Origin of the sequence: Buttiauxella izardii (genome assembly GCF_003601925.1) — a bacterium.
Classification (GTDB): Bacteria; Pseudomonadota; Gammaproteobacteria; order Enterobacterales; family Enterobacteriaceae; genus Buttiauxella; species Buttiauxella izardii.
Genome location: NZ_QZWH01000045.1, coordinates 13,672 through 31,748, shown reverse-complemented (window position 1 = coordinate 31,748; position 18,077 = coordinate 13,672). Strand labels below are relative to the sequence as shown.

The window sequence follows — 18,077 nt, the reverse complement described above, 5'->3', positions numbered from 1 at the left end:
AATTCTCATCGTCTCAACTTTGCTTGAAAACCATCTCGTCAGTAATAGGTTAACACCACATTAGCTCGGGCCGTGACGTCACCGCCGTAATCCTGGCCTTCCGATTTTATGTCAGATTCGGTTTGCGTCATGGCGGCATAAAAGCGTTTATTGCCCACGCCCTGAATCGCGGCGCCGGTTTTTACCGCTTCGCCTAAAGTGACTTTATTGCCGTTTTCATCAAACAAACCGACGCCAATGCCCGAAATAGGCTTGCTTGAGCTGGCATCAAACATACTCAAATATTCATCGGTTTGCGCTGAATTGGCGTCACTAAAAGTGATGTCCATATTATCCATCGTGTTGCTGCATTCAATCGTTAAATCGAAAGCTTTACGCGAACCCTCATAAGGCAAGCCGCCGCCGCTTTTTTTCATTAAGTCGGGCAAATCGACAATCTGGTGTTTATTAATTAATTCGCAACTTGGCTGGGCGAGATAAACGCCTGTGCCCAGCAATACTGTCACGTAGGCGCTTTGATCGTTTGAGTTTTCAATATTATATCGTAGGGGAGAACCAATGACCGCGGGAGTGCCATCGTATGTAATAGTGCCATGTTTAACTAAATCGGCAGCCATCGCCTGCACGGCAAAGTTTTTTGCCCCGTCAAAGGAGTACTGGCTTTTATCCACATTATATTGCCCACCAAACTGGAACAACACAGAGGCCGTTTTATCCGTTAGCAGGTATTCCGTATTCAGGGTTTTGCCCGGAACCATTTCGGATGGGGGATAGCTATTTGCCACAGGTGAGTCGTTAACGGAAACCGCTTTGACATACAAGCGCAAAAATAAACCGGGGTTATTTGTTGCAGCGATCCCGTTAGCATAAATGCTGTTATTCACAGCGGTAAGATTCAGCCAGATATAGCCGTTGAACCCTGCCGGGAAGGTCATCATTTGCCCGCCAGTAGTGCAGGAAAACTTCATGCTGGGCAGGAATTCACCGTAATCCCAGTGCTTAATGACCGTTCCATCAGGCGTATTTTGCGAGACAACAATTGGGTTATCTGGCCCCATCAGGCTAAAAGGTTTCACGCCCCCGTCGTCAATTGAGCAGCTAAAAGCAGCCCAACCTGGTGTGGCGAGCGCCAGTAAAAACATCCCGGCAATACCATTTTTTAGCTTCATAGGGGCCTTTGTAGATAAGGTTATTTAACGCTTTTAGTGATAACCGCGCTGTTGCCACCAAAATCATTAATGGCTGAATAACTCACGTTCAGGTTACCGGCTGAGACTCCGGCAGGCAGGCGATAACGTGCTTCACCTTTGGCAGGCACCATTTCACGGCGATCGCTCAACTCTTTGGAATTGACATCCAGTTCGGCAAAGCTGACGTAATACGGCGTTGGGTTCTGCGCCACAAGCCAGCTCTCTTTACCGCTCGATTCCACGCGCCAGTTCAGTTTTTCCACGCTCTCACGCGGTTTGCCTTCTAAACCCTGAGGGCGAATAAACACTTTCATGCGCGTGCGAACCGCCACCACCAGTTCATTAGATTTAGCCGTGGTTTTCGGTGGGATTTCCTGAATCACCAGCCAGTAAACAGATTCGCGATCCTGAGGCAGTTGGTTTGGCACCACCATTAAACGCAGTTTAGCCTGTTTTTTCGGTTCAATTTTGAACAGCGGCGGAGTCAGAATAACGGGAATGTTTTTGTCGTTCCCTTTGAGATCCACAAGCCACGACTGCACCAGATAGGCAGTATCCGTGCTGTCGTTGGTAATCGGCACGCTGCCTTCTTTGTCGCTGACATAAATTAATGCGCGGGTCGATTCTGGCCTGACTGCGGCAAAGCTCGCAGAAGCGGAAACAATGCCCAATAAAAGAGCGGTATATTTTAAAAACTTAAGATTCATGCTGCACCTGGCTGACATATTTGCTGCGTTTGTTGATACCAATCAGAAGACGAGGACTCTGTCGTCGCGGGAAGGGTAAAGTGGCATTGCTCACTCCCTTTATCACCCCATTGCACCGTTAGTGGCGTCGTGCCTTTCGCCAGTACACCAGACAAATAAATAATGCCGTCATTGGCGACCATTCCGACTTCTACCTTTTCCTGATAAACGTAAGCACCGAATGGCGCGTTCTTACCGTCTGGCAGGGTTAATTTAACGATGGCTCGCCGACCGACGCGGGTCGCAAAACGGGTCAAAGTCACGGCGCCGCGTGTTGGCGTCACGTTCATTCCTGTTTGTTGCAATTCCACGTTTTGTGCCGCAGTGCGGGTATCGAGTGAAATTTTGTTTTCACGATATGGAGTAACATACGGCACTACCGCGTTACCTTTAGCGTTAGTTCGCACGCCAGGATGCCCGTCAATCGAGACATTCGCGGCGTCGGGCGCTTCGACGATATTCACCGTGTCGCTGAGGTTTTGCGCCAGAATCACGCCCCCGCTGTACCCCAACATGGCGCCAGAAACACCCAGTGAATACTGATCAGAATCTTTGCCTAACGACGTGCTGGCTGTGTAGTTTGCCGATGGAGTTCGGTAGTTTACTGCTGCCGAAGGCGACAACTCGCCCTGCTCGTTGCGCTGCGCACTAACGCTGTAATCCAGCGTGTTATCCAACACTGAATCCGATAGCGTCGCGTTCTGGCTGCTCTGACCGCCGCTGCTGGTCGTGGAGAACGACAATGAGCTGCTGTGGTGTTCGCCGAAATCCAGAGGTATAGAGATGTTCATCGACAACTGTTTGTCGTTGCTATTACTGCTACCTTCGGTTTTGTTGTAGCTGGCGTTAAGGCCCACGGAGGCTTTACCTATTAATGCATTATAGCCAAACGTCAGCGAGTGCCCGCCGGGTTTGTCCTGATAATACTGGGTTTTGTCCAGCGTCAGATACACGTTGCCATAGCTGCCTAATATCTGGTTTACGGTCAGCTCAAATTCGTTTCTACGATGCTCAGAATAGTCATCACCATCGCCCCAGCGACGGTCGGCATAATCGCTAAATTCCTGAAAATCTGGCGTGCGGAAGTGATAGCCCGACACCTGGACTGAGGTGTTCGTGGAATCGAACTGGCGTGCATATAACACCCGAACAGCCTGCCCTTGATGGGTGGTTTGCGCCGCCTGGTTTTCTACCTCTGAACCGTCGTCTTCATGGCGTTCCATCGCCCAGTCCAGGGACAGCGTTCCCCAGTAACCCAGGTTGTACGCGCCGCCAATCCCCACCGATTTGTAGCCTTCACCCGCCAGCAGAACATTACTCAACGTCATTTTGTCAAAACCGTACTCGAGGCTGGCCTGAGCAATATTTGGCGAATGGCTGAGGGAATCGCTGCCGCGATAACGGCCTGCGCTCACGCTGTAGCGCCAGCTTCCAGGGCGAATCATGTCGGGCACAGATGTATATGGCATGCTGAATGTCTGCTGCGTGCCGTCGCTTTCCTCAACGGTGACGTTCAGGTCAGTATCATGCTGGGCGTTGACCAGGTCGGTTATCGCAAAGCTGCCCGGCGGCACGGTTTTACTATAAATAATGTTATTACGCTGGCGAATAGTGACTTTGGCATTGGTTCGCGCCACACCACGAATCACCGGCGTGTAGTTAAAGGATTCATTGGGCAACATCTGCGCATTGGTCCCTATCGACATCCCATTTATAGGGATCGAACCCATAATGTTATTCGGAGCGGCGCTGTAAACCCCTCCCATCGAAAGCGTAGACAGCAGCGGATTAACGTCCACTTCGCCATAGGCGTGATCGTGGTTGTTTTCCCACTTTTCGTTGTCATTTTTATTGAATGTATCGAAACTATAAAAACGAAAGCGCCCCAAATTTATGGCCGAATTCAGACTTAAATAACTGCTGTTAGTGGTGGAATCGCCCGCGCCTGAATGGTTATTCGTCTGGTAGGTATAGGCGTTGTAATTCAGGCGTACCGCGTTAATTCCGTTATCCCACAGGCTCTGGTCTATGACTGCAAAAGGATCAACAGGGATTAAAACGGACTGTGGAACCGATAACGTGCCGCTTTGATTGCCTTCGTCATATTTGAAGGTGGCATCTGGCCATTTTTGGTTCATATCCAGGCAAGTTTCTTTTGGGGCATTTTGAAAACTTGAGGAATTTATTGCCTCAAGCCCCTGAGAGTTAACGCCCAGATTTTTTAATAACTCGGCAGTAAAGCAAGGCTCTGTTTCTTTTTTCTCTAAATTCTGAAAATAGACTATTTTAACTTTTTTATTGCTTTCCCCATTTACCGAGACTTCGGTTTCTTTTTCGCCAGCAGACACGGCATCCGGTTTATAAAAGCTGTCCGGTAATGGAGCGTTGTCATTTCCCTGACGTAAGAAATTCACGTCATAAATAGGTTGTGCATCTTCTGCACAAGCAGCGTTTGCAAAGAAACCACATAGAAGCCACGAAATAATAATTAATATAAAAGCGGGGGCATCTATATAATTCAGCAAAATACCCCCACTTTTCATTACAAACGGATTAATAAGAGAAATTAAGATGTAATTATGTTTTAAAGTGTAACGATATATTACTCGTAGGCAATATCAAAAATAGCTTTTGCGGAAACATTACCATCAGACATCAACGCAATTCCTTCAGTTGCTTTATAGGCCACTTTAAATTTCAACGCATTATCACCATTTACGATTGCCTGCTTAGCAGAATAAACACCGGGCTTAACGCTGATTTTGTCTGTGCCGTTATCTTCAAATAAAGCAATACCTACACCACTTGCACCACCGGCAGGGGCGTCGATGGTATTCCTCAAAACATCCGGATCATTAGGTGCCTCTGGCCCTTCAAAATGCACACTGGCATTTTGTTTGGTCGCAGTATTGCAGTTTTCTAACTCAAGGGTAAAAGGAGTCATCCCTGCTAACAGAGAGGTTTTGTTAAATTCACCTACATTAACATCAGGTAATGTAACAATAACACCTGTCTTTTGAGCCGTTCCATTAACACCTTTTAATACACAAGTAGAGGCAACAACTTTACCATTAAAAGTAACATCCCCTTCTTCCGCATTGGCGATCAACGGCGAACTTACTGCAGCTAAAATAATAGCAGCAGATAATGTACGTTTAGCTATACGTTTCATAAAATGCCTATTCTCTTTATATATTAGTTGAAATGATTATATTTTCTAAACAGACTGAATTTTACAACTTAATGAGTTAGCAGAACAGTTAGCCACGCTTATAGATAGTTTTAAAAATTCTTAATGCACGTTCCCCGTAAAAAAACCTTTAGATATCATTAGTAGTGACATCAGTAATAATTATTTATTCGACTATTTTTGTAGCGTTTAAGATAATAGATAAGCTTTCTTCTGCTATACTGCTTCCTAAAATAGAACAGGAAAAACAGCAAATCGGGCTTCTGGGCAATTTATAAATTCAGAGGGTTATATGTCTGACAACACACTTTTATCCAACATAGATAAAATCAAAGGTTTTGATTTAAACTTGCTTTTAACGTTTGAGGCAATTTTTATACATCAAAGCGTGTCTAAGGCTGCCAGTCTTTTTGGAATTACTCCATCAGCGGTGAGCCAGTCGTTGACTCGATTACGCAGCTTCTTTGACGATCCGCTTTTTGTGCGGGAAGGGAAAGGCCTGGTGGCAACGACGGTTGCTGAAAACCTGCACACGCACTTGAGTGAAGGTTTTGGTCAGCTAATTAATAGCCTGGACTACTTCAAGGACACCAGCACAAAAAGCAAATTTATCATTCATTCAACCGCCTACGGTGCCATGCGGATTTTGCCGCCAATATGCTCGAAAATTGAAACTACAAACTTGCGCTGTGAAATCTCGCACATCAGCGCAGATGCATCATTAAACAATGACGAAGATATTTTAATCTACCGCAAAGCAGACATCATTTTTGATACCAAACCTTATTACAGTTTTTCGACCGTCACAGAGCAGTTTATCACGGAACAAACGGTACCGATTTGCCGCAAGGATCACCCACGTTTAGGGTCAACCCTGTCGATAGAAGACATTGCAAGGGAAAACGCAACCTTACTCATGACCGGTTCAGAAGGGGTAAAACGTTTTCAAAATGATGTACTTGAACATTTTGGCGAACGTGAATTTTCGTTCAGCAGCAGTTCTATTATCGCAATTACGGCCATTACTGAATCGACCGACTGCATCAGTTTCATTCCTTTATGGTTTGCCAAAAAAGCAGCATTGAGCTTTAACATCAAAACGCTGGAAACCGATTTTGTAGCCGACCCCGTCACGTTTTATATGACCTACAATAGAAGCTCGCTAAAGAACAAAAACTTCACCGAATTGCTTAAGGTAATCAATGGCTGTAAAGAACTCTATTAACCTTTTCCTTCATACGAAAATGGTGGATGACGCTAGCGCTTATCCACCCTACAAAACCGTTCCCTTCGTAGGTCGGATAAGCGTAAGCGTCATCCGACAAATGCCTTTGAAACCTTGAACACAACAAAAATTATTTTCGTAACCTTTCATCTTTAACAATCTTAATGAATTTTTTCCAAAAGCTTCATGATCGGGTATTTTTCAAAATCATTTTGAAAATTCTTACGATAGCTCATATAGAGCATCGGTGCTTTAAAGCCTAAATTAAAATTATATCTTGGTGCTTTAATCATAAATACACTGCTGAATTTCACAAAAATGCTGGTCGGTATAATACAAATCAGGTCACTCACTTCCACGACGGAAAGCAGATCGATGTAACTACCGCTTTCGAACTCAACATTTTTGCCTATCAAACTGTCGCCGGGTTTGCTGTCATTCATGCGGATGACCGGAGATTTCCCTTTCAGAAGCGCATGCGACTCCTGTAAGTACTCTTTCTGCGTCATTGAATGTGAAATACGCGGATGGTTTTCACTACAAGCTATGCATAACTCTTCTTTTAATAGTTTCTTGTAAATGATATCCGGGTGGTTAATGGGATAATAATCAAAAACCACATCCACTGATTTGTTTAACAAATCATTCTCTGGTGAATCTGGTAATGGAACGTGTATGACAGAATTGATCTTCTCATCTTTTGCTAAATGAAAAGTGAGAGGGATGATATTGGGTGAGATATGCTCTGCACTCGAAATCACCAGCCGCTCACTGCCTGGAATCAGCTCCGACGAATCAGGCCGTGCAGTATTACTCTTTAATTTTAACTGTATGCGTTTGTGAAGACTACGCGCAAAAACGGTTGGCTCTAACTGCCGACTCACCCGAAAAAAGATTGGGTCGTTATACAGTTCACGCATATTTTGAAGAGTTTTACTTACGGTTGCCTGTGATATATCGAGAGCGGAAGCCGCACCTTTTATACTTTTAAGACGGAGGACAAGATCAAGTATTTGAAACGCTTTCAATTCTGCCTTTGTTATTTTATCTTTCATACATTCCTTTTTGACTTAGAAAGCCCGGTGTTTATCGCCGTTAACGCAGCCATTCCCGCTTATGTGCTGGCGGTGGCTAAAACAACGCGCCTAATGTTCCGACCCAGACTAATGAAGAACTATTTTTCTGGTCTTCCATCGCACGCGCCAGATGGCGCTGGGTAACGTGTGAGATTTCGTGCGCCACAACCGATGCTAGTTGGCTTCCATTATCGCTATAAACCAAGATGCTCGAGTGAATCACCACCTTGCCGCCAAAAAAGGGTCGTTAATGAGTGGCGTTGAAGCGCGCAACTGACGAACGTAAAAATCCCCATGCTCAGTTCTTGAGCAATGCTTAACGTGCTACCTGCTAATAACGTTGATGTTAAATACATAAATGGGTCAGAAAAACTGGTTGAATATTCAAGTCGCAGTTGCACCATTGGGAAAACAATAATAGACGAAGTTTCACATTTAATATGCAGTCACCGCCATTAGATTTACTAACAGATAAAACAATCAAAACTTAATTAAGAATTACTAAATGATTTTATGAAATTATAAAAGATGGGGGGGCAGATACCAAAGTTCGGTGGCTATGATATTATCTGTTCAGTTTTTAACTCACCACTTTACACCGATCTTATTAAAACAGATCGCCTATAAATAACCAAGTCAACCAAAAACCAGCGCGCAAAAGGACCCAAAAAAAATTCTGACTGAAGAAGAGGATAAACCCTGAACGTAAAAGTGAAATTCTTATATTTTTTAAGTAAGAAAAGACAAACGCCCCGGCTAATTCGTTAACCGGGGCGTTTTTTATTATATGAAACTAAAAAATCCAGCGACCATACATCCAGTATCCCGCTCCCAACACCGCCACGATATTCACGGCAATACTGAGCATAAACCAGGTTCTGAACGGCTGTTTTTGAGTTTTATGCCGGAACACCTGCTGGCCGAAAATCGCACCAATCCAACCGCCGACAAGTCCAAAAACTAACAGCGTGATTTCCGGGACTCGCTGCCAGCCTTTACGGGCCGCAAATTTGTCTGCGCCGTACACCAGAAACGTCAATAAAGTGACGAGGAACAACCACATCCCAATCGGATGAGTAAAGAAAAAGCTGGCGATTAGCGCCAGCCCCAGCAAGGTGTAACAAACAACATTAAGACGCATATCAGCAGCCTGGTTTATTGAACGAGAGGGTTATTGCGCACCCACTAATGCATTTCGTATCGAAGATTAAATAGCTTCGGCAAAGCGAGGTGGCTTAACTTCATTTTCCACCGGTGTTACTGCTGCGGCCTGTTGTTTACGAATGGCTTTCGTTTCAAAGTAGTGCTGAGCACTTGCCGTTTCGATAAAGTCCACATCGCTCCCGGCAACATCAAACACCGCTTCTTTAATTTCCTCGAGGCTCACGTTAAAGAATTCTTTTCGTTTGTTCACCAGGTTGGTGCGTTTCTCGTTGAAATGCTGATGAAGCGAGTTTTCCATGGCAGGAGCATCGTCACTATGAATCATTGCGTGAACATCAAACAGGAATGGGACTGAAGCACTTCCCAGTTCATCTACGCGGTCTTGTGGGTCAAGGCGACGCGTCATACCTATTTTAAAGACATTCTCTCCAAATGAGCCAATGTTAGAAATAACGTAAACATGACCCCGTTTGGTCTGCTGCGCCATGCTTAGGGCTTTTTGTCCTTTCAGCTCAGCTTCCGTTAACGCATCTTGTAATGCATCGATCTTTTCCTGATATTTTGACGCTTGTTCAGCGGTCATTTTCGCCAATTTCTCAGCCATTTCTTTACGGGCTTTATCCAGCGCTTTCTGGGCGCGGCGCTCTTCTTCTTCAGCTTCACGGATGGCACGGTCAATCTCAGCCTGAGCTTTTCGCTCTTCGGCCATCTGGGCTCGAATTTCTCGTTGCTCTTCTTTCTCTTCCTGCTTCTTTGCCCGGTATTCAAACGTGAGCTGCAATTCTTCAATTTTCAGATCACGGTAGGCGTGGTTAATGTGGATCTGGTTGACTTCATTTAACTTGTTCAACACATCAAAGGCTTTGTATATACGTGACTCCATGGTTGCCACGTTCTTAAAGTTGGTATTGGCAATGGCTGCATCACACTCACCATTAAATGCACGGGCGGTCATGTTAATGCCCCGTGTGGTCATTTTATTGCCCTCAGTCTTCGAGCCACCCACAGTCCATTCTGTAGTGCAATAAATAGCACCTAGCGCGGTTTTGACGCGCAACATATCTTTCTGCCGTTGACGATTGGCGCGAATAGCATTCTGGAAAACTTCAGAAGTATCAAAATCAAAATGCGGGGCATAGAAGCCCATTTCGGCAAATTCCATATCGTCTTTATAAATCGACAATGCTTCATCCAACTCGTCAAAAGTAATCTTCTTTTCGCGGTATGAATTACGTAGATCATCGATCTGCTTTTCAATTTCAGCACGTTTGGAACGTTGTTTTTCAACAGCGTCCAGAGCTTCAGTGTTCAGACGTTTGGCAGCGATACGCGCATCAGAAAGAATATTATCAGCGCGTGTAGTAATTGACTTTGCATCATCTTCACTCACAGCAATAGTCTTCGCAGCTTCGATCTTTGCTTCATCCAGGATGCGCTGTGAATCCGTTTCCAGCTCCTGTGCAGCTGCTTTGGCTATACTGACAATACGATCAGCTTCAGCCTCGGCATCAGTGATAGTCGCGTAGCGTTCCAGGCGAGCGGCTTTATCTGCGGCATCCGCTTTAACAGCTTTTAACTTTCTGTTGTTTACGACAAGCACAACCAAAAAGGCTATGAGAGCGACAACTCCTGCAATTGAGTAATAGATAACGTTCATAAAACTGTCCCTGTAATTTGATCACCTGATATGAATGAGGAAATAAAATTAACCCACTCAGAGTTTTGCCATCGGCATGGTATGTAATGTTTTAAATTTGGACGCTACTGACCCACTAAATCCTGCGCACAAGCCCAGGCGGAACTCCATGCCCATTGGAAATTATACCCACCTAACCAACCACTTACGTCCATCACTTCGCCGATGAAGTAAAGCCCCGGCACGTTACGCGCTTCCATGGTGCGTGAACTCAGTTCGTTGGTGTCCACGCCGCCGAGGGTGACTTCTGCGGTGCGATAGCCTTCGGTGCCGTTAGGTTGCACTTTCCATTCTTGCAGCGTTTCGGTTAATTCAGTTTGTTGGCGGCTATTAAGCTGCTTTAACGTCACATCAGGAATTTGCTCAAGCTGTTGCAGGCATTCCACCAGGCGTTTTGGCAGCACCATCGCCAGCGTGTTTTTCAGACTTTGATTCGGATGGGCGTTGCGCTGTTCGTTAAGAAGCTCATCCAGATCGGTATCAGGAAGTAAGTTAACGCTCACAAACTCGCCAGGTTGCCAGTAACTCGAAAGCTGTAAAACCGCCGGGCCGGAAAGGCCGCGATGGGTAAACAGTAAACTTTCGCGGAAACTGACACCGTTTTCAGCCGTAATAACAGAAGGAACCGAGACGCCAGAAAGCACCTGTAATTGTTCGAGCAGCGGTTTATGGAGCGTAAACGGCACCAGGCCAGCGCGAGTCGGTAACACTTTCAAACCAAACTGTTCAGCAATTTTGTAGCCGAATGGCGTCGCGCCCAGGCCCGGCATCGAAAGCCCGCCCGTGGCGATGACGAGTTTTGGCGCTTGTACGGTGTCACCGTTTAATTCGAGGGTATAGCCGTTTTCATCACGTTCCACGCTCAACACTTCACTGCGCAGGCGCGTCGTAACTTGCCCTTTTTCACACTCGGCCACCAGCATATCGACAACCTGCTGCGCGGATTCGTCACAAAAAAGCTGGCCCAGAGTCTTTTCGTGCCACGCAATATTGTGCTTACCGATCATGTCGATAAAGTCCCATTGGGTGTAGCGCGCAAGAGCAGACTTACAAAAATGAGGGTTTTGGCTGAGATACGCTGCGGGCTCGATATAAAGGTTAGTAAAGTTGCAGCGCCCGCCGCCGGACATCAGAATTTTACGGCCTGGTTTTTTACCGTTATCGATGAGCAGCACTTTGCTTCCCGCCTGCCCAGCCATCGCTGCACAGAACATTCCTGCGGCTCCCGCACCAATTATTACGGCATCAAACTTTTCCACGACCTACTCCCGACTATGCTTAATGCAAGGAATTGTAAAGATAGCGGGCTGGTCGCACCAGCTAAAAGCGTCTTAACAATTGCAGGTGATTGAAAATAAATACGTAAATCTTTTCAATGTTTGACGTTCAACTAACAAACATCAAGAAAAGGCCATATTTCTGTTGGCGCATTACGGAGTTGTCTTACATAATGCGCCGCGTTCATGTCCTCAAAATGGCGTAACGTCTATGGAATTTCTGTTTAACGGCCTGGATCTTCATACCGGGCTATTGCTATTACTTGCTCTGGCATTTGTTCTCTTCTACGAAGCGATCAACGGCTTCCACGACACTGCTAACGCGGTGGCAACGGTTATCTATACTCGCGCAATGCGATCGCAACTTGCGGTGGCAATGGCAGCATTATTTAACTTCCTCGGCGTTCTGCTCGGCGGATTGAGTGTTGCGTATGCCATCGTGCATATGTTGCCAACCGATCTGCTATTGAACGTAGGGTCCGCTCATGGTCTTGCCATGGTGTTCTCTATGTTGCTGGCCGCTATCATCTGGAACCTCGGCACCTGGTATTTCGGTCTGCCGGCCTCCAGCTCCCATACGCTAATCGGTGCCATCATTGGTATTGGTTTGACGAACGCATTAATGAACGGCACTTCGGTCGTTGATGCATTGAATATCCCGAAAGTGATTGGGATTTTCATGTCGTTGATCCTCTCTCCACTCGTGGGTCTGGTGATTGCGGGCGGGTTAATCTTTTTGCTACGTCGCTACTGGAGCGGCACCAAAAAGCGCCGTCGTATCCACCTGACACCTGCCGAACGTGAAAAACAAGACGGCAAGAAAAAGCCACCATTCTGGACGCGTATCGCCCTGATTATCTCCGCTATTGGCGTGAGCTTCTCCCATGGCGCAAACGACGGTCAGAAAGGCATCGGCCTGATCATGCTGGTTTTGATTGGCGTTGCTCCTGCGGGCTTCGTGGTGAACATGAATGCTTCCGGTTACGACATTGCTCGTACTCGCGATGCCATCACTCACCTCGAGCAGTACTACGCGCAGCACGGCGATGTGATTAAGCACGTGGTTGATCTCAACCCGGCTATTCCGACCCCTGAAGAAGTGAAGGGCCAGGATAAGCCTGCTGAGTTCCACTGCGATGCCAGCCGCGCCATTATTGCGGTACAGCGTGCGAAAGAACTGCTGGGCACTATCGACAGCTATGACAAGTTGAGCGTTGAGCAGCGCAGCCATATGCGCCGCCTGCTGCTGTGCATCTCTGATACTTCAGAGAAAGTGGCTAAACTGCCGGAAACCAAACCGGACGATAAGCGCTTCCTGAAAGAGCTGAAAACTGACCTGTTGTATACCATCGAGTACGCACCAATCTGGATTATCATGGCGGTCGCTCTGGCGCTTGGCCTCGGTACTATGATTGGCTGGCGTCGTGTGGCGACCACTATCGGTGAGAAGATTGGCAAGAAAGGCATGACGTATGCGCAGGGTATGTCCGCGCAGATGACAGCCGCCGTCTCTATCGGTATTGCGAGCTACACCGGGATGCCGGTTTCCACTACTCACGTGCTGTCTTCTTCCGTAGCGGGGACGATGGTGGTTGATGGTGGTGGTTTGCAGCGTAAAACGGTGACGAACATCCTGATGGCCTGGGTGTTTACTTTGCCGGTATCGATTCTGCTTTCCGGTACGCTTTACTGGATTTCACTGCACTTCATTTAAGATTGCAGGCGCTGTAAAAAGCAAAAAGCGAGTCAGGAAACTGGCTCGCTTTTTTTATGTGCTCAAAGCTGTTAATGCCAAATCATCAAACCGATAAGGCTGATCACCACAAGTCCGCATAACGCGCTGGTCAAAATAAACTGGCGACGCAGACGTTCACAGCGGCGGATAAACTCATCGTCGTGATGGTCAAGATAACGCTGAGCATAGATATAGCCCACTAAGCGAATCTGTTTGCTTGGCTGGCCGTGTGCGGTAAAAAAGCCCCCGCCATCGACATATTGATACAGCAGCGGATCGCAACCGCGCAGTACCACCAGCAGCGCACGCAAAGATGAGTAATAGCGCGCCATATTCACCACACAAACTACACAAAGCGCCCAAAAAAGCGCGACGGTGCTGATCATCATAATACCCCTCCCGGTGAAGCCCCAGAACATCACTCCAGGGCAACCGCACACCCCGAAAACCAGAAAGACCGTTCAGCGAGCCCAAAAAGCCGATCCGGCTCACATTACTATTCCGGAACGGCTTATTTAATAGTGTAGGAGATCCGCTACTTTTTTTGCCAGATCGTTAGCCTTTATCAAAGCGATTACGTTCATTTGGGGCTTCAATGTATAAAGCGGTGACACATTGACGATTTTTATCATTCGCTATAGGGTAGAAATACAATCTACAATTTAAGTCCTTACACGCGGTTAGCACTCGAGAAACACATCGTGCTATCCGGCCAGGCTGGTCATCGACAACTTATGGAAGGAGTAAAATTATGGCTTACAAACACATTCTGATCGCGGTAGACCTCTCCCCGGAGAGCAAAGTATTGGTGGAAAAAGCGGTTTCTATGGCTCGCCCATACAACGCCAAGGTTTCCTTGATTCATGTCGATGTAAATTACTCCGATCTCTATACCGGACTGATTGATGTAAATCTGGGTGATATGCAGAAACGCATTTCCGAAGAAACTCACCACGCGCTGAGCGAGCTTTCCACTGGCGCGGGTTATCCGATTACTGAAACCCTGAGCGGCAGCGGCGACCTGGGCCAGGTTCTGGTCGATGCGATTAAGAAATACGATATGGACTTAGTGGTCTGCGGGCACCACCAGGATTTCTGGAGCAAACTGATGTCTTCAGCACGTCAGCTGATCAACACCGTTCACGTTGATATGTTGATTGTTCCATTGCGCGATGAAGACGAAGATTAAAATTTATTCTAGATAACCTGAAGCCCCGCCTACACTGCGGGGCTTTTTCATATGCTCAGTAGCCATTAACGATGAAATCAACCGCATCACAAATTGTATGGCGATGTGCATTTAAATCCTGAACTGGGCGACCCAATTCTTTTTCAGGGATACCCGCAATCATATGCGTCATCGCCACGCAGTTATGTCCGGCAATAGTAATGACTGGACACGCTTTCTTCGGCGGTACCATCCCCAATCTCTGTAATCCCACTACAGGGATCACGACGACACGGCTCAGAATATTTGCAACCGGATGATGGATATTGATCAGATAAGGGTAAGTGGATTTACCAATCCCCTTATTCTCATAAGCAATAAATTGCTCCATCAAAACGCTCGCTGGAAATCACTAAATGTACCGTTTTCTTCAACAAACTTATTCAGTGCGTCGATGGCGTCCCGGTTTTCTTCATACCAGCTAGACTCGTTATTTTTCTGCTGCTTTCCACTTACAGAAGCCGGACACGCTGATTGCGCACCTTCTAATTCCCTTTTCCCACACATCTTTACCTCCGTATAAATGCATATTGATAAATTGATTTTATAACTGAGCAACCTGGAGCTAGCGTCCCCGGTTGCTGGGATGACAAGAGATTGTGCTTTTTGAAGGAGAATGGAAAGCGCAAGATCGAGGTTCTTCGCAAGCCCTCGTAAAATAATTTATCGCGCGGTTACATCAACAATTTTTTTGCGAGATCCCCCGCAATGCAGGGGATTATTTAGACTGCCGTACCCGAATAAATATCAAACCGGTGCCCTTTAGTGACCACCGCATTATGCGTTTCGACGCCACCGAGCGGCGGCGCGTAATCCGGGCGTTTCACGACCACACGTTTTGTCGCCAGCTTCTGCGCGGGCAACAGCAAACCATCTGCATCTTCGTCCGGCCCCACCAGCGACTGGAACACACGCATCTCTTTCTTCACCAATGCACTTTTTTGCTTATGCGGGAACATCGGGTCGAGATACACCACTTCTGGGCGCGGCGTGATATCGCTTAACGCCGTCAGGCTTGAAGCGTGAATCAGCTGCAAACGCTCCTGCAACCAGCCGCCGATCTCAGGATCTGCATAACCCCGGCGCAAGCCGTCGTCGAGCAACGCGGCAACCACCGGGTTGCGCTCCAGCATCCGCACACGGCAGCCGACAGACGCCAATACAAACGCATCGCGCCCAAGCCCCGCCGTCGCATCGACAACATCCGGCAGATAACCGCTTTTGATGCCGACCGCTTTTGCCACCGCTTCACCGCGTCCACCGCCAAACTTACGGCGATGCGCCATCGCACCCGAAACAAAGTCGACAAAAATGCCGCCGAGTTTGGGTTCGTCGCGCTTACGCAATTCGAGATGATCAGGCGTCAAAACCAGCGCCATCAGGGAATCTTCGTCGTGCTCAAGACCCCAGCGCTCGCTCAAAAGTGATAAGGCGCCGGGGTCGGCGCCTGATTCAGTCAATAAACAGATTTTCACAGAATGACTTAGCCCTTGATGCCGTAATGAGCCAGCATCGCGTCAAGCTGTGGTTCACGGCCACGGAAGCGTTTGAACAGCTCCATTGGCTCTTCTGAACCGCCACGGGTCAGAATGTTATCGAGGAACGACTGCCCGGTTTCACGATTGAAAATACCTTCATCTTCAAAGCGTGAGAACGCGTCTGCCGCCAGCACGTCGGCCCACAAATAGCTGTAGTAACCCGCCGCGTAACCGCCTGCAAAGATATGGCTGAACGCGTGTGGGAAACGGCCCCATTTTGGCGATGGCACAACCGCAACCAGCTTCTTAATTTCGAACAGAGTTTCCAGCACTTTCGCGCCCTGTTGCGGGTTAAATTCCGCATGCAGACGGAAATCGAACAGGCCGAACTCAAGCTGACGCAGAATAAACAGCGCCGCCTGGTAGTTCTTCGCCGCCAGCATTTTATCGAGCAACTCTTTTGGCAGCGGTTCGCCGGTTTCGTAATGGCCGGAGATAAACGCCAGTGCTTCCGGCTCCCAACACCAGTTTTCCATAAATTGGCTTGGCAGTTCGACCGCATCCCACGGCACACCGTTGATACCAGAAACGCCCGCAGTTTCGACTTTGGTCAGCATGTGGTGCAAGCCGTGGCCGAACTCATGGAACAGGGTGATCACTTCGTCGTGGGTAAACAGCGCAGGTTTGCCATTCACCGGGCGGTTGAAGTTACAAGTCAGATACGCGACTGGTTTTTGCAGCGAACCGTCTGCTTTACGCATCTGGCCAACGCAATCGTCCATCCACGCCCCGCCACGCTTGTTCTCGCGAGCATACAGGTCGAGATAGAAGCTGCCGCGCAGCTCGCCTTTTTCGTCATACAGCTCGAAGAAACGCACGTCAGAATGCCAGACGTCGATGTCTTTGCGCTCTTTCGCGGTGATGCCGTAAATGCGTTTCACCACTTCGAACAAGCCGTTTACCGCGCGGTCTTCCGGGAAGTACGGGCGCAGTTGCTCGTCGCTGATGCTGTACAAATGCTGCTTCTGTTTTTCGCTGTAATAAGTGATATCCCACGGTTCCAGCTCGGTAACGTTGAACTCTTTTTGCGTGAATGCGCGCAGTTGCGCCAGTTCCGCTTCGCCCTGTGGACGCGCACGTTTCGCGAGATCGGTTAAGAACTCGAGAACCTGCTGCGGGTTTTCCGCCATTTTGGTGGCAAGAGATTTTTCTGCATAGTTGCCAAAGCCCAGCAGTTGCGCCAGTTCGTGACGCAGCGCCAGAATTTCTTCCATCACTGGCGTGTTGTCCCACTTGCCTGCGTTCGGGCCTTGATCAGAGGCACGAGTCGCATACGCGCGGTACATTTCTTCACGCAGTTCGCGGTTGTCGCAGTAAGTGAGCACTGGCAAATAGCTTGGAATATCCAGCGTCAGCAACCAGCCATCTTGCTCTTTGGCTTCAGCCTGAGCGCGTGCCGCCGCCAGCGCGCTTTCCGGCATACCAGAAAGTTGTGCTTCGTCGGTGATCAGTTTTGTCCAGCCCTGAGTCGCGTCCAGCACGTTGTTGCTGTAGGTCGAACCCAGTTCAGACAAGCGCGCGGCGATTTCGCCATAACGCTTCTGTTTTTCTTCCGGCAAACCAATGCCAGAAAGCTCGAAATCACGCAGCGCGTTATCGACGGCCTTTTTCTCAGCAACGCTGAGATCGGCATAAAACGCGCCGTCGCGCAGGTTGCGATACGCCTGATAAAGCCCTTCGTGCTGCCCAACCCAAGTGCTGTATTCAGACAGCAGCGGCAGCGTTTGTTCGTAGGCTTCGCGCAGTTCCGCACTGTTCTGCACGGAATTCAAATGGCTGACCGGGGAGAAAATACGGCCCAGGCGGTCGTCCACTTCTGCCAGCGGTTGGCAAAGATTATCCCAGTTATAAGGCGCGCCTTGCGCTACCACGCTTTCGACTTTCGCACGGCAATCATCCAGCGCTTGCTGCACGGCTGGCACGATATGTTCAGGTTTTAGAGCGGAAAACGGCGGCAGATCGAAAGGGGTCAGCAATGGATTAGTCATAAGCGCGGTTCCTGATATCTGATA

At 48.0% G+C, this 18,077-nt stretch carries 16 protein-coding genes and 1 pseudogene; 3 read left to right on the top strand and 14 right to left on the bottom strand.

Annotated elements, in window-relative coordinates; genetic code table 11:
- Nucleotides 1-38 precede the first annotated feature (38 nt).
- From D6029_RS17945 to D6029_RS17930, 4 genes are all read right to left on the bottom strand, one after another.
- Nucleotides 39-1,169, bottom strand: a complete 1,131-nt coding sequence (locus D6029_RS17945) for a fimbrial protein (RefSeq protein WP_120066100.1) — start codon at nt 1,167-1,169, stop codon at nt 39-41.
- Between the two features lie 20 nt (nt 1,170-1,189).
- A complete protein-coding gene (locus tag D6029_RS17940) occupies nt 1,190-1,897 on the bottom strand; it encodes a fimbrial biogenesis chaperone (RefSeq protein WP_120066099.1) in 708 nt (235 codons plus the stop codon).
- Nucleotides 1,894-4,350: a fimbria/pilus outer membrane usher protein gene (locus D6029_RS17935; RefSeq protein WP_244212425.1), complete on the bottom strand. Its 2,457-nt coding sequence runs from the start codon at nt 4,348-4,350 to the stop codon at nt 1,894-1,896. The genes D6029_RS17940 and D6029_RS17935 overlap by 4 nt, the downstream gene beginning before the upstream one ends.
- Before the next feature lie 188 nt (nt 4,351-4,538).
- Entirely contained in the window at nt 4,539-5,108 is a 570-nt protein-coding gene (locus tag D6029_RS17930; RefSeq protein ID WP_120066097.1) for a fimbrial protein, read from the bottom strand.
- 310 nt (nt 5,109-5,418) lie between these two features.
- Between D6029_RS17930 and D6029_RS17925 the strand changes: the two genes are divergently transcribed.
- A complete protein-coding gene (locus D6029_RS17925) occupies nt 5,419-6,351 on the top strand; it encodes a LysR family transcriptional regulator (protein ID WP_120066096.1) in 933 nt (310 codons plus the stop codon).
- Between the two features lie 161 nt (nt 6,352-6,512).
- Here the strand turns inward: D6029_RS17925 and D6029_RS17920 are convergent, their stop codons facing one another.
- From D6029_RS17920 to D6029_RS17900, 5 genes and pseudogenes are all read right to left on the bottom strand, one after another.
- Nucleotides 6,513-7,406, bottom strand: a complete 894-nt coding sequence (locus tag D6029_RS17920) for a LysR family transcriptional regulator (protein ID WP_120066095.1) — start codon at nt 7,404-7,406, stop codon at nt 6,513-6,515.
- A 62-nt stretch (nt 7,407-7,468) separates the two neighbouring features.
- A pseudogene (locus D6029_RS17915) lies at nt 7,469-7,831 on the bottom strand (M48 family metalloprotease); the annotation flags it as partial.
- Nucleotides 7,832-8,220: 389 nt separating this feature from the next.
- The gene (locus D6029_RS17910) at nt 8,221-8,568 is read right to left on the bottom strand and encodes a DUF1294 domain-containing protein (protein WP_120066094.1); all 348 of its coding nucleotides are present in this window, start codon (nt 8,566-8,568) and stop codon (nt 8,221-8,223) included.
- 66 nt (nt 8,569-8,634) lie between these two features.
- Complete coding sequence (locus tag D6029_RS17905; protein WP_120066093.1) at nt 8,635-10,248, bottom strand: SNIPE associated domain-containing protein; 1,614 nt, start codon at nt 10,246-10,248, stop codon at nt 8,635-8,637.
- A gap of 104 nt (nt 10,249-10,352) precedes the next feature.
- Nucleotides 10,353-11,546, bottom strand: a complete 1,194-nt coding sequence (locus D6029_RS17900; RefSeq protein WP_120066092.1) for a BaiN/RdsA family NAD(P)/FAD-dependent oxidoreductase — start codon at nt 11,544-11,546, stop codon at nt 10,353-10,355.
- 229 nt (nt 11,547-11,775) lie between these two features.
- Between D6029_RS17900 and pitA the strand changes: the two genes are divergently transcribed.
- Nucleotides 11,776-13,278, top strand: a complete 1,503-nt coding sequence (gene pitA, locus D6029_RS17895) for an inorganic phosphate transporter PitA (RefSeq protein WP_120066091.1) — start codon at nt 11,776-11,778, stop codon at nt 13,276-13,278.
- A gap of 71 nt (nt 13,279-13,349) precedes the next feature.
- Here pitA and uspB read toward each other — a convergent pair whose 3' ends face one another.
- The gene (gene uspB / locus D6029_RS17890; protein WP_120066090.1) at nt 13,350-13,685 is read right to left on the bottom strand and encodes a universal stress protein UspB; all 336 of its coding nucleotides are present in this window, start codon (nt 13,683-13,685) and stop codon (nt 13,350-13,352) included.
- Nucleotides 13,686-14,050: 365 nt separating this feature from the next.
- On the opposite strand from uspB, the gene uspA reads away from it, so the two are divergent.
- On the top strand, nt 14,051-14,488 hold the full coding sequence (gene uspA / locus D6029_RS17885; protein ID WP_034460563.1) for a universal stress protein UspA: 438 nt from the start codon (nt 14,051-14,053) through the stop codon (nt 14,486-14,488).
- Nucleotides 14,489-14,543: 55 nt separating this feature from the next.
- Here uspA and D6029_RS17880 read toward each other — a convergent pair whose 3' ends face one another.
- The 4 genes from D6029_RS17880 to prlC form a co-directional block, all read right to left on the bottom strand.
- Nucleotides 14,544-14,858: a CcdB family protein gene (locus D6029_RS17880; RefSeq protein WP_120066089.1), complete on the bottom strand. Its 315-nt coding sequence runs from the start codon at nt 14,856-14,858 to the stop codon at nt 14,544-14,546.
- Complete coding sequence (locus D6029_RS17875) at nt 14,858-15,034, bottom strand: type II toxin-antitoxin system CcdA family antitoxin (RefSeq protein WP_120066088.1); 177 nt, start codon at nt 15,032-15,034, stop codon at nt 14,858-14,860. Before D6029_RS17875 ends, D6029_RS17880 begins: the two co-directional genes overlap by 1 nt.
- Nucleotides 15,035-15,249: 215 nt before the next feature.
- Nucleotides 15,250-16,002: a 16S rRNA (guanine(1516)-N(2))-methyltransferase RsmJ gene (rsmJ, locus tag D6029_RS17870; RefSeq protein ID WP_120066087.1), complete on the bottom strand. Its 753-nt coding sequence runs from the start codon at nt 16,000-16,002 to the stop codon at nt 15,250-15,252.
- A gap of 8 nt (nt 16,003-16,010) precedes the next feature.
- Complete coding sequence (gene prlC, locus D6029_RS17865; RefSeq protein WP_120066086.1) at nt 16,011-18,053, bottom strand: oligopeptidase A; 2,043 nt, start codon at nt 18,051-18,053, stop codon at nt 16,011-16,013.
- Between the last annotated feature and the right edge of the window lie 24 nt (nt 18,054-18,077).